General features: G+C 48.5%; 13 protein-coding genes. 1 reads left to right on the plus strand and 12 read right to left on the minus strand.

Going from position 1 to position 12,962, the window contains the following annotated elements; genetic code table 11:
* Positions 1-20: 20 nt before the first annotated feature.
* The 4 genes from B4V02_RS25005 to pth all read right to left on the minus strand — a co-directional run bounded on the left by B4V02_RS25005 (position 21) and on the right by pth (position 5,662).
* Positions 21-1,139, minus strand: a complete 1,119-nt coding sequence (locus B4V02_RS25005; RefSeq protein WP_094156829.1) for a peptidylprolyl isomerase — start codon at positions 1,137-1,139, stop codon at positions 21-23.
* Complete coding sequence (mfd, locus tag B4V02_RS25010; protein ID WP_094156830.1) at positions 1,123-4,650, minus strand: transcription-repair coupling factor; 3,528 nt, start codon at positions 4,648-4,650, stop codon at positions 1,123-1,125. The genes B4V02_RS25005 and mfd overlap by 17 nt, the downstream gene beginning before the upstream one ends.
* 135 nt (positions 4,651-4,785) lie before the next feature.
* A complete protein-coding gene (gene fin / locus B4V02_RS25015; RefSeq protein WP_094156831.1) occupies positions 4,786-5,016 on the minus strand; it encodes an anti-sigma-F factor Fin in 231 nt (76 codons plus the stop codon).
* Positions 5,017-5,101: 85 nt separating this feature from the next.
* A complete protein-coding gene (gene pth / locus B4V02_RS25020; RefSeq protein ID WP_007428019.1) occupies positions 5,102-5,662 on the minus strand; it encodes an aminoacyl-tRNA hydrolase in 561 nt (186 codons plus the stop codon).
* Positions 5,663-5,737: 75 nt separating this feature from the next.
* On the opposite strand from pth, the gene B4V02_RS25025 reads away from it, so the two are divergent.
* On the plus strand, positions 5,738-5,938 hold the full coding sequence (locus tag B4V02_RS25025; protein WP_043890646.1) for a hypothetical protein: 201 nt from the start codon (positions 5,738-5,740) through the stop codon (positions 5,936-5,938).
* 69 nt (positions 5,939-6,007) lie between these two features.
* Here the strand turns inward: B4V02_RS25025 and B4V02_RS25030 are convergent, their stop codons facing one another.
* From B4V02_RS25030 to yabG, 8 genes are all read right to left on the minus strand, one after another.
* A complete protein-coding gene (locus B4V02_RS25030) occupies positions 6,008-6,961 on the minus strand; it encodes a ribose-phosphate diphosphokinase (RefSeq protein WP_007428018.1) in 954 nt (317 codons plus the stop codon).
* Positions 6,962-7,020: 59 nt separating this feature from the next.
* Entirely contained in the window at positions 7,021-8,418 is a 1,398-nt protein-coding gene (gene glmU, locus B4V02_RS25035; protein WP_083837519.1) for a bifunctional UDP-N-acetylglucosamine diphosphorylase/glucosamine-1-phosphate N-acetyltransferase GlmU, read from the minus strand.
* 344 nt (positions 8,419-8,762) lie between these two features.
* Positions 8,763-9,050, minus strand: coding sequence for a septation regulator SpoVG (gene spoVG, locus B4V02_RS25040; protein ID WP_007428016.1), 288 nt, complete (start codon positions 9,048-9,050; stop codon positions 8,763-8,765).
* A 162-nt stretch (positions 9,051-9,212) separates the two neighbouring features.
* Positions 9,213-10,052 carry a pur operon repressor gene (gene purR / locus B4V02_RS25045; protein ID WP_094156832.1) on the minus strand — a complete coding sequence of 280 codons (840 nt, stop codon included), beginning with the start codon at positions 10,050-10,052 and terminating at the stop codon, positions 9,213-9,215.
* Positions 10,053-10,233: 181 nt separating this feature from the next.
* Positions 10,234-11,088, minus strand: a complete 855-nt coding sequence (ispE, locus tag B4V02_RS25050) for a 4-(cytidine 5'-diphospho)-2-C-methyl-D-erythritol kinase (RefSeq protein ID WP_010349534.1) — start codon at positions 11,086-11,088, stop codon at positions 10,234-10,236.
* Between the two features lie 143 nt (positions 11,089-11,231).
* Complete coding sequence (locus tag B4V02_RS25055; protein WP_007428013.1) at positions 11,232-11,411, minus strand: small, acid-soluble spore protein, alpha/beta type; 180 nt, start codon at positions 11,409-11,411, stop codon at positions 11,232-11,234.
* Between the two features lie 164 nt (positions 11,412-11,575).
* The gene (gene veg, locus B4V02_RS25060) at positions 11,576-11,857 is read right to left on the minus strand and encodes a biofilm formation stimulator Veg (RefSeq protein ID WP_007428012.1); all 282 of its coding nucleotides are present in this window, start codon (positions 11,855-11,857) and stop codon (positions 11,576-11,578) included.
* A gap of 206 nt (positions 11,858-12,063) precedes the next feature.
* Positions 12,064-12,960: a sporulation peptidase YabG gene (yabG, locus tag B4V02_RS25065; protein WP_094156833.1), complete on the minus strand. Its 897-nt coding sequence runs from the start codon at positions 12,958-12,960 to the stop codon at positions 12,064-12,066.
* Between the last annotated feature and the right edge of the window lie 2 nt (positions 12,961-12,962).

A 12,962-nucleotide genomic window follows, 5' to 3' on the forward strand; every position in this document is an offset into this window, starting at 1 on the left:
AATTCCTTATGCATGTTCAGTTATTTACCTTCGTTTGTAGCCCCATCTTTGGCTGTTCCTGCCTTGGTATCGCTAGTACCACCCGTTGTTCCGCTTGGCGCAGTCGTGCTGCCTGCACCCGGAGTGGTGCCGCTTTTCTCTTCCGCAGCAGGTGCCTTTGGCAAATTGAATTTCAAATTAAGCTTTGCCAAATCGTTTTCGGTAAATTTTTGGATGCTTTCCCCGGCCAGTTTGTTTTTCAGGGCAGCCTTTTCGTTGTCCTTCAATTTATCAAACGTAGGCTCATTGCGGGATTCCACCTTGATGATGTGATATCCATATTCCGTTTCCACCGGATCACCGATTTTGTTAATCGGCTGGGTTTCGGCTGCCTTTTTAAAAGCAGGTACCCACTGCGCTACGGACGCATTTTCATACAGACCGCCATTTGACGCAGAGCCTGGGTCCTCCGAATATTTTTTGGCAATTGTCGCAAAATCTGCTCCTCCGTCCAGCTTCGCCTTCACTTCCTTGGCCAGCTTGAGAGCATCTTCTTTTTTACGTTCTTTGTTCGTTTTTGGATCTGTGAAATTAATCAATACATGGCGCACGCTTGCGGTCGTGAATTGATCTTTATTTTTCTCAAATTCCTGTTTCAACTGATCGTCTGTTACTTTGTTCGTCTCACTGTTAATTACGGTCATTATGCGCGTGAAGTAATCTTTCACACCTTGCTCAGTCAGCTTTTGATCACTTAAAAACTTCTTGAACTTATCTTCTCCGACCGATTTTTTATACTGCTCCAGCTGTTCGTTCCCTTGTTTGGCACCCTGCTCCTTGGATTTGTCGTCCGCTTTGGCCGCTAGAAGCTTGTACACCACTTCCTGCTTTGCAATTTGCTCCCGCACTTGATCCGAAGCTAGCGCAGCTTCATATTCCGGGTACAAAAATTTCATCATGCTGATTTCCTGGTTGAACTCATTTTCTGTAATGGTTCCGCCTGTGTAGGTCACGACAGCCTTACTGTTGTCCTTCGGCTCGTCCTTGACCTTACTCTCATCAGCTTGCTTTGTACATGCCGCCAGCACGGATATAGCCAGCAGCGCTGCCATGCCCAAGGAGAGTATTCTCCAAGGTTTCCTTTTATTTAGTTGAGACATTTTGCAGTTCCTCCTTCAATGTGAATGCTTCTTTCAATGCACTCAAAAATTCCTCCAGCAGTTCTAGCAGTTGTGCATCATTTAGACCTTTACCCTTTATGCGTGCGCTCATAGAAGTACCCTGTTCAAATTGTACACGTCTTTCAAAGCGATTGCCAATCTCGGCAAGCTTGGCAGTCTGCAGCGCCTGCTGGCGCCCTTCGTGAAATTTCAACACCATATTGTCATCCCGTTGGACAATGGACTCGATGCCATACATCCGTCCATATACCTTGAGACGGGCTACGGCCAGCAAATGACGCACTGCCTCCGGCAGATCGCCAAACCGATCGACCAACTCATCCTCCAGCTCGGAAGCCTCGTCAAAGGTACTGACTGCCGCAACCTTTTTATAAATCTCAATCTTCTGAATGCTATCATAAATATAGTCTCCCGGCAGGTATGCATCGACGCTCAAATCAATCGACGTACTCCAATTCCGATTCGACAGATCCTCTTCTCCAAGCACGCTGACCTTACGTTTATTAATCTCCTCAGCCAGCATTTGCGAATAAAGATCAAAACCGACAGATGCGATGAATCCATGCTGCTCTGCACCCAGCAAGTTACCCGCTCCGCGAATGGACAAGTCGCGCATTGCAATCTTGAACCCGGAGCCCAGCTCTGTGAACTCCTTGATGGACTGTAGTCGCTTCTCGGCTACTTCCGTAAGCACTTTATCCCGCTGGTACGTGAAATAAGCATAGGCGATCCGATTAGAACGACCTACACGACCACGGAGCTGATAAAGCTGGGACAGCCCCATTTTATCGGCATCATGCACAATGAGCGTATTCACATTCGGGATATCCACTCCGGTTTCGATAATGCTGGTGCTGACCAATACATCATATTCGCCATCCAGGAAGTCCAAAATGGTCTTCTCCAGCTCGGTTTCGGACATCTGTCCATGGCCCACACCCACCTTAGCCTCTGGCACGAGCGCGTTGATCTCAGCAGCCATTTCCTGAATGCCCTGCACACGATTGTACAGGTAGTATACCTGCCCTCCACGTGCCATCTCACGTTCAATAGCCTCACGTACCAGCGTCTGGCTGTGCTCAACCACATAAGTCTGCACTGGAAAGCGGTTCTCGGGCGGTGTTTCAATGACCGACAGGTCACGCACACCCAGCATAGACATATGCAGCGTACGCGGAATAGGCGTAGCCGTTAACGTCAGCACGTCTACATTCGTTTTCAGCTTTTTCAGCTTTTCCTTGTGCGTCACGCCAAAGCGTTGCTCCTCATCGACAATCAGCAGCCCCAGATCCTTAAACACCAGATCCTGTGAAAGCAGGCGGTGGGTACCAATGACAATATCAACCGTACCTTGTCGAACTCCCTTGGTCGTCTCGTTCTGCTCTTTGCGCGTGCGGAAACGGCTCAACACCTGAATGTTGAACGGATACCCGGAAAAACGTTCACGGAACGTCTCATAGTGCTGCTGTGCCAAAATCGTTGTCGGTACCAGCACCGCTACCTGTTTGCCCTCAATCGCAGACTTAAAGGCAGCCCGAATAGCGACCTCCGTCTTGCCGTAGCCTACATCACCGCACAGCAAACGATCCATCGGACGGCTCTGCTCCATATCCTTCTTAATTTCTTCAATGGCCCGAACCTGGTCACGTGTCTCTTCATACGGGAACATATCCTCAAATTCCTGCTGCTCTGGTGAATCCTTTTCAAAAGCAAACCCCGGCGCCGATTGACGCTCTGCATACAGCTTGATCAAGTCATCTGCAATGTCCTGAACCGAGCTGCGCACCTTGCTTTTAACTCGCGTCCACTCATTGCCGCCCAGCTTATAAATTTTGGGCTCTTTGTCCTCCGAGCCAACATACTTCTGAATCAGATCAATCTGTTCAATCGGCACCGACAGCTTATCGCCGCCCGCATAGAGAATGTGCATGTAATCCTTATGGATACCGCCAACCTCCAGCGTACCTATCCCCATGTATTTCCCGATCCCATGATTCTGATGAACGACATAATCGCCCACCTTCAGCTCGCTATAGCTCTTAATCCGCTCAGCATTGTCCACATGGCGGCCCTGCTTACGCGCTTTGCGCTGCTTCTGGGAGAACATTTCCCCCTCGGTAATGACTGCCAAATGAATAGATGGCATCTCAAAGCCGCTTTGCAGATTGCCAATAGCCATCGTAGGCTCATCAATGCCGTAGTCTTGAAGCACCCGGCGCATCCGATCCAGCCGTTCCTCTCCGCTTGCCAGCATCATCACCTGTGTGCCCGCCTTGCGCCAACGATCCATTTCCGCCTTGAGCACATTCATTTGACCGTGGAAATCCTGCATGCCCCGGCAAATGAAATTCAAAATATTTTGCGGCTGGGTATGCGGAACCTGGCGAAGGAAGATCGACAGGAACAAGGTCTGAAATCTTCGATTATACAGCAGATTGTCCGAGTTATCCGATAGCTCCAGTTGCGGTAGCGTTTTACCGTTTTGAAGCAAATGCAGGTTCCACTCAGACTCATCCCGCTCCAGCTGCTTGGCTGTTTCCAGCATTCGCGCCGGTTCGTCGATCACCAGAATCGTATCCTCCGGCATGTAATCTGCCAAGGTTTTACGCTCCGGATACAGCAGGGAGATATATTTATAGATTTCGTCAAAATACATATGCTCCCGCAGCAGCTCAATTTCACGATGGATCTCTTCTTTCAGATGCTGCTTGGCTTGACGATCGGTCATTTTGGCCAGCTGCTCCTCCAGCAAAATCGCAGCGGCATCCGCTGCCTGATCCATACGCTCGTTGCTCGCAATCACTTCCTTACACGGCGTTACGATCACGTTCTGCACCTTTTCTACTGAACGCTGATCCTGCGGATCAAACATACGAATAGAGTCAATTTCATCATCAAACAGCTCCACACGGTAGCCCCAACGGGTTGTCATCGGATAGAAATCAATAATTCCCCCGCGTACACTCATCTCACCACGCGACTCTACACGTTCTACACGCTGGTATCCCATTTCGACCATATGCAGCAAAAACGACTCTAGCTGAATCGTCTCGCCTTCTTTCAGCTCGATACGAGCCTCACGCCATGTTTCTGGAACCGGCAATAAACGCCGAACACCAGAAAAAGGCACAACAACAACCCCACGAAAGCCCTGGGCGCATCGTATCAATACATCAATTCGTTGGGATAATGTCTCTGGGCTGGATATCGCTGCTTCAGCAGCTACCAGCTCGTTAGCAGGATACAGTAAAACCTGATCAGGAGAAAGCGCTTCCTGCAAATCATCTGCTATTTTTTGAGCGGAAAACATATTGTGCGTCATGACCATCAACGGTCGTCCAATATCTTCGGCAAGCGCGGCCATCAGTACCTGTCTTGAAGAGCCAGATAAACCCGATATCAGCTGTTCCTTCATGCCTGATGATATGCCTGCTGCAATGGATGCATAATCAGCATCCTTCGTAAAAGCCTGAATAAGTGCTTGTAACAAAAAAGGCACCCCTTTATGCTTATAAATAGTTACATGTAAACCGAAAAAGAAGCCTCAGCAATGCTGCCAAGGCTCCATAAGCGAAAAATATCGCTTCACCTCTCAAGCTGGTACATCTGACCAGTTGAATACCTATTATTGGAGCGGATTTGCGAGCAAACTCAGCTCCGGGTTATTTTCCAGCGCTTGACTGCAATGCTCGCAAATGACTTTGACAGTCACTTCGCCGCCCGAATTATACGCTATTATATCTCTACGCTCGGCAGGGGTCAAGGAATGGAAGCCCAACCTTTCTTCGGTTATTGCCGCGGAATCAATGCGTCCCAAGAAAGTTCGACAATGTCTGCATACATAATTAACAACCATGTAATGTATATGCCTCCTGAAAGTTTTCTATACCTTTCAGTATGTCCAACAATCTTCCATTTAAGCCTGTCTGCCTCTGCCTGAGCTACTTATTGAATTCTGCCATCGTCCGTTCAAAAGGATGACCCAAGCTATATTCCAAAGCGTTGCACGTATCTTCTATCATCCCGGTCAACAAATCTTTTTCCTTCTTGGGGAAGGTCCCCAGAACGTAATCGACAATAGCATGTCCAGGCTCTGGGCGGGAAATGCCCATACGAATCCGGTTGAAGGATTGTGTTCCTGTATGCTGAATGATTGATTTAATGCCGTTATGGCCGCCTGCGCTGCCTTGATAACGCAATCTTATTTTACCAACCTCTGTATCCAGATCATCATACACGACGATCAAATCTTCGAGATCCGCTTTATAGTAGTCCATATAAGCACGCAAAGACTCGCCTGAGAGATTCATATAAGTCATCGGCTTGATTAACACGGTTTTCACGCCACCGATATGCCCCTCTCCAATTAACGCCTTGCATTTGCTTTGATTGATCTGGATGTTATGACGCGAGGCCAGTGCATCGAGCGCCATAAATCCCACATTATGTCTCGTTTTCTCGTATTGGGGACCAGGGTTGCCTAATCCTACAATCCACTTCATGAACCATGACACCCTCTTTCGAAGTCTGTATTTTTTGGTAAAATAGTTGTATTGAACAGGAAGGTGCGTGCCGGTATGCTCAATCAGGGTGATATTCTCTTATACGACAGCCATTTTCTATATCATTTAAAACATTCCGTTCCTGTCCAGATTTATGACGGGAATGTACACATCCAGATTGGCATCATTGCACGTTTTAATGAGCATTTTGTCGAAATAGAGGACACGCTATACAATCGTCAACGCTTCACGTTTATATCTCGGCCAGGCTTTTAGCCTGACATGCTGATAGGGGTTACCTTTTCCGTATAGGAAAAAGCAACCCCTTTTTTAATGAGCCAGCGCTTATTCGATTTCAAACAGTTTGCTGATCGACAATTCCTCATGCACACGGATGATGGCTTCTCCCATTAACGGGGCCACAGACAGAACCTTCAGCTTGCTTGTCGGATTCGGGTGAACGATCGGAATGGTATCCGTCACGACCACCTCTTTTAATGGCGAATTCTCCAGTCTTTCCATCGCAGGACCAGACAGCACGGCATGTGTACAGCACGCATACACGTCTTTTACGCCGCCCTCTTTAAGCGCATTTGCACCCAACACAATCGTTCCGGCTGTATCAATGATATCATCAATTAAAATAGCCGTTTTCCCTTCGATGTTCCCGATGATATTCATGACTTCACTGACATTTGGCTCTGGACGACGCTTATCAATAATAGCGAGCGGCGCACTCAGGAAGTCCGCCAGTTTGCGCGCACGAACAACCCCGCCATGATCGGGTGAAACGACAATCGGGTTCTCAATTTGCTTGGAACGAAAATATTGGGCCAAAATTGGCGCTCCCAGCATATGATCGACTGGAATATCAAAGAATCCCTGAATCTGCATGGCATGCAAATCCATACTGATTACGCGGTGAGCTCCCGCCTTCTCAATCAGGTTGGCGACAAGCTTCGCCGTAATCGGATCACGCGAACGGGCTTTACGATCCTGACGAGCGTAACCGTAATATGGCATAACGACATTGATGCTTTTCGCGGAAGCGCGTTTAAGTGCATCAATCATAACCAATAGCTCCATCAAATTATCGTTAACCGGTAGACAAGTCGACTGCACAACGTACACATGGCAGCCGCGAACGCTTTCCGACAGCTTAATCTGAATTTCACCGTCACTAAACGATGTGGTATGGGATTCCCCCATCGGGATTCCGATGTAGTCCGCAATCTGGTGGGCTAACTTCGGATTGGAGTTACAAGTAAATATTTTGAGTTTGGAATCGCAATAAGTCATTAATAGAAACCCTCCGTGCTGGTTCATTCATTACAGATTCAACAGCTTGCTGATTAAGGTCATTCCGATCTTTTTTTCTTCGCTTTGGCACGCGCGCGGATTTTATCCGCATATCCGGCTTTGTTCTCTTGACGTGGTCTGGCAATGGCCAGATCATTATCAGGGACAGCATGTGTTACAGTGGAGCCTGCTACGACATAAGCACCTTTTCCAATCTTAATCGGGGCGATCAGATTCACATTGCTGCCAATAAAGGCATCGTCTTCAATTTCTGTAATGGATTTATTATATCCATCATAATTGACCGTTATCGCCCCGCAGCCAATATTTACGTTTGTTCCCACCTTGGCATCACCGACATAGCTCAAATGAGACACCTTGGAATGATCCCCAATGGTCGCATTCTTCACCTCAACAAAATCACCGATCTTCACATGTTCGCCAAGCTTCGCACCTGGACGCAGATAAGCGAACGGACCCACAGACGTGCTGCTTCCCACTTCCGCTTCGTTCAACACCGAATGTTTTACCGTTGCGCCCGAATGAACAATCGTATTTTGAATCTCAGCCTGCGGCCCAATGACACAATCTTCGCCAATTTGCGTCTGACCATGCAGCCATGTGTTCGGGTACAGCACCGTATCGGAGCCAATGACAACCTCGCTCCCGATGTAGGTAGAGGACGGATCAATGATTGTGACACCATTCAACATGTGCTTGCGAACGATACGTTCACGCATATAGCCCTCAGCCACCGACAAAGCGACTCTGTCGTTTACACCGATGGATTCCGATACATCAGCTGTCAGATACGCCTCGATCTGCTCACCTTCACCATGCAAAATACCAATGACATCTGTCAGGTAGTATTCCTGCTGTGCATTGGTGTTCGTTACCTTGTCCAGCGCTGCGAACAGCTTGGCATTGTCAAAACAGTACGTTCCCGTGTTGATCTCCCGAACAGCATCCTCCTCAGGTGAGCAATCCTTCTGCTCCACGATTTTGAGCACAGCTCCTGAGGCGTCACGGATAACTCGTCCATATCCTTTCGGGTCATCCAGCTCAGCAGTCAAAATCGTAGCAGCCGCTCCCCGGCTTTCGTGCAATTGCACCAGGCCCTCCAGCGTTTCCGCTGTGATCAGCGGGGTGTCTCCACAGATAACGATGGTCGTACCTTTCTCCTGACCGAGCAAGTCTTTGGCCTGCTTGACGGCATGGCCTGTTCCCAATTGCTCTGCTTGAAGCGCATATTCTGCTGATGGTCCCAAGTAAGACTGTACCGCTTCTGCACCATGACCCACGACAACTACACTTCGGGATACCCCGATTTCACGAACCGTGTCGAGCACATGGCCAACCATCGGTTTTCCGCACACCGGATGCAGAACTTTATATAATTTGGATTTCATACGTTTTCCCTGCCCTGCGGCAAGAATGACTGCCAACCTTTCCAACAAGTCCAACCTCCTATCCTGAAAATAACAGTTACCCTTGGCTAAATCGTTAATTCCCAGATCAGATTTTGCTTAACTTTTCACAATCCTCCTGAAAAATAACGGCGAACCTTTGGTTAATGGCTATTTTTTCAGGCCAGCTTGTGCTGGACATTCATCCCCGGGACGCATAGCTGCACAGTCCCTGTCTTATGAAAAAGCCGCTTCGGCAGCCCGGATGACTCCAAGTTGCCTTAAAACTGACTGTTAACTCACTAAAGAATATATCTCATTCCAGCCAAAAAGAAAAGAGAGCCACAGTTAGTGGCTCTCTTTTTCTTTTGTACCCCAATCCTGCTTTAGGCGAATCAAGCGCCTTCTTCAATAGCGACTTCTTCATCGACAGCTGCGCGTTCGTACTCAGTCAAAACAGCAGCCTGAATCTTCTCACGGGTTCCTGAAGAAATCGGGTGAGCGATATCGCGAAACTCTCCGTCCGGGGTTCGTTTGCTTGGCATAGCTACGAACATTCCGTTATTACCGTCGATAACTCGGATGTCATGGACAACAAACTCGTTATCAATCGTAATGGATGCAATCGCCTTCATTCTGCCTTCTGAGTTCACTCGGCGAAGTCTAACATCCGTAATCTGCATGTGTGTTTCACCACCTTTTTCCAAATAGGACTTGGTGTAATATTCCACACAGCGATTCGAATTCCTTCTTTTTTTGGACAATTCGTATCCTAAATTCAGGTAATTTTTTTGAAAAGATTTCTTTTCGACATATTTAGGTATTTTATGATGGATTGTGACAATTTACTGCCCTGCCAAGTCATCAAAATAATTTCCCAGCTTGACTGTAATTTGTTTGCTCCGGGAATCGACTGCGGTCAGATTAGCCAGTGAAATATAATCGTGCAGCAGGCGCTCTTCATTCTCAACCTCGCCCGATTCCACCAGCACACCTACTCCGGCTACCTCAGCGTCAAACTCGGCCAGCAAATCGACCATTCCCTGAATCGTTCCGCCCGCTTTCATAAAATCATCTACGATGAGCACACGCGATTTCTCTCGCATCGCACGTCTGGACAAAGACATCGTATGCAGGCTCTTTTGCGAGCCTGAAACATAATTAATACTTACAGCCGAGCCTTCTGTCACCTGATGGTCACGCCGTACGAGAACGACTGGCAGATTCAGCTGCGCTCCCGTTGCATAAGCGAGAGGAATCCCCTTGGTCTCCACCGTCATCACCACATCAATCTGGCGATTCGCAAAAGCGGTCGCAAATATTTTGCCAGCCTCGTTCATCATCGCCGGTTGGCCCAGCAAATCGGACAGGTACAGATATCCCCCTGGCAATATGCGATCAGGCTGTTCCAGTTGGGTACACAGGTCGTTCGCAAACGCAAGTGCGTGCTCCTTGGAAAGCCTTGGGATGAGCTTGACGCCCCCTGCCGCTCCTGCAAGCGTCAGAAGCTCGCCAATGCCCTCATCCTCGAATACTTCCTTGATAATGGCCAGATCCTCGCTTATAGATGACTTGGCCGCCCCATAGCGATCCGCAAAATGAGTAAGAGGCACCAGCGTATGCGGCCGTGATAACAAAAATTGCGTCATTTCCACCAATCGTGAGCTTCTTTTAAGTTTCTTCACAACAATTCCTCGCGATCTATTCTCCTGCCGCCCGCTTCGTACAGCAAAGCACCGGCGGACTGGCCGGTTGCTGGCGGAATGTAAGTGGTATAGTAAAATCCGAATATTTAATAGTAAATATATCACCTTTGTACGTATTTGTACAACAATTACCACTATAATTGGCAAAAAATAATTAAAATCAGGTCAAAAGTCGTACTGCATACACATCTTTACAGAAACCTCTCAGACCGTTGTAGATCCGCGGCACTTTTGCTTCCTTCGATACCAGTCCAAACACCGTAGGTCCGCTGCCTGACATCAGTACACCATCTGCTCCCAAACGGATCATGGAGTTTTTGAGATGCTCCACTTCCGGGTAGAGCTTCAGCGTTACATCCTCCAGTACGTTACCCAATGCATTGCACACCTCGGTAAAAGAAGCGTTGCGGATCGCATTCTCCATCTGCCGGGCAGACGGGTGGTGCGCAATCTGGTCCGCTTTGACGCGTCCGTACACTTCTGCAGTCGATACATTAATCGGCGGCTTGGCAAGAATCACCCAGCATTGGGGTGGATTCGGAAGCGGCTTAAGCAGTTCTCCGCGTCCGCTCGCTAAAGCTGTACCCCCTGTAATACAGAAAGGCACATCTGAGCCCAGCTCCGCACCCAGCACTCTTAATTCTGCATCCGAAATGCCAAGCTTCCACAGCTTGTTTAATCCACGCAGTGCGGCAGCGGCATCACTGCTTCCACCCGCCAATCCTGCCGCCACCGGGATATGCTTATCCAGATGGATATGCACCCCCGTAGACACGTTATAACGTTCCTTAATCAGACGTGCAGCCTGAAAGGCCAAATTCTTTTCATCCAACGGTATGTACCCGGCCTGGCTTGAAATAATAATGGTGTCACGCGGTAACTCGGACATCGTCAAACGATCGGACAGATCGACCATAGTCATGATCATTTCGACCTCATGATATCCATCATTCCGCTTGTGTAAAACATCAAGCATTAAATTAATTTTCGCCGGTGCTTTTTCGTATATTTTCAAGGCGTTCACCCACCTTCAACTTTTCCCTCAAGACAGCTTAACATATTATATCAGACTCAGCGTGTCAAGTCATGAGGTTCAAAAAAGCGGAGATTACCCGGTACAGACCGGATATCCCCGCTTTTTCATAGCACCACCGATGATTACGATTTGCGGGAAGCTGCCTGCTCCGCAAGCTGAATGGCCCGCTTGACCATATTGCCCGCATCTTTGGCCTTGATGCCTCCCCAGCCCTCTTCCTTGACCGTGTCGTAAAACCCGAGATCCTTGGCCAGCTCGTACTTTAGCTCCTCCGACATAACACTCCGTCTTCTTCGGCTCATGCATACGCCTCCTTCGGCAATGGAATAAGGAAGATCATTCCCGCCTTAGTATGCGCAGAGATGCCAAGCTTTATCCTGTTCCACATATACAAAACGGCCTCGTCATTTGGAATGACGAGGCCGCCGTTAAACCTGCAAAGCTGGTATAAATTACGTAACACCAATTAAGGTGCTTCAAAATACTCGACTACACTTGTATGGGAGTCGGGATCATATACAGTGACCTCCACCGACTCGGTAAGGATGTCAGCATAGCTGTAGGAGACACGTTTAAACGTTTGTTGCTCCTGATCCAGCTTGACGATAAAAACAGAAGGGTACGTTTCTTCCAAGACACCAGTTCGTTCGACGGTCTTACGGCGTCCGCCGTTAGCCCGCAGCAAAATTTTTTGCCCTACATGTGCGTCGAGACTGCGTTTGATTTCCAACAGCGTATTTTTTGCCATTGCCTAACGACCACCTCTTTCCTTGTCCATTATAACGAATTTTAGAGAGATTGTCAAATCAAGCTAAATATTATAACAACACAAAAAATAAGTTGTCAATTTAAATTTTTGCGAACAGGAACGGTGCCTATAAAAATGACAAAAAGCCCCTGTATACAGAGGCTTTTGTTCAGGCAAATTTTATCCAGCATTAACACGTTCAAACCCTAGATAGCGGAAGGCGTTACTTTAAGGGTCGACAAATTTTCAAGCTTGGGCAGGCCGATGCGATAACTTCCCCGAGTTTCGATACCACCCACTCCACGGCTGCCACTGATCGTCTGATGGAACAGATCTCCCATGTTGACCGTATCACGGATTGACGTAAAGGCCGCCTTGGCAGCCACGTAAACCGGGTCCAGCGCATGAATCAGGATTCGCCCCGGTGAACTGGCGAAATTCGCTCCTGCACGCAGCAGTGCCTCAAAATGGGACTGGCACGCCCCCGCTACAATCGTCAGTGAATCCAGATGACGTTCATACTGTCTCGCTACCTGAATCGCCGCCACAAAATTTTGCGAATTTTTGTAGCTTTTCAGACTGTACAAGTCATAAGGCTGCGGCTGCTTCAATACACCGTCATGTCCAGTAATAACTACGATATCCGGACGGATGCGGGGAAGCAGCCGGTACAACGTGTCGGCCATCGCCGATTCGTGAACGTGATGCCCCTCTGCGGGAACACGGAGCTGCTCATATAGGCTGAGACATTTTTTCAAGTAGCCAGGGTCTCCATCCAGATGAAGCACCTTACCGGGCATTTCAAAGTATGTCGACTCTACCGGATCACTCCACTCCCCAATCAGAGCCGCCTGACTGCGGGCAGCTTGGCGCTGTCTCGCCTGCTGCAGCAGATTAAGAGACTCTCCAGCCTTAATATGGGCCTGCCGAGTCTTACCGCTAATCTGTTCCGCAGGCACCTTGACCAGATCGTTCACAGGGGAATCGGCCAGCAGCCGAAATTCCGTCCCCTTGATGATCGCTTTATCCCGCTGGATGTCCTCAACGCGAAACGTGACATCTCCGCCATACGATTTTCGAACGACCAAGTCTCCTAAAATCATCA

The sequence above is a fragment of the Paenibacillus kribbensis genome (assembly GCF_002240415.1).
In the GTDB taxonomy this organism is placed as follows: domain Bacteria; phylum Bacillota; class Bacilli; order Paenibacillales; family Paenibacillaceae; genus Paenibacillus; species Paenibacillus kribbensis.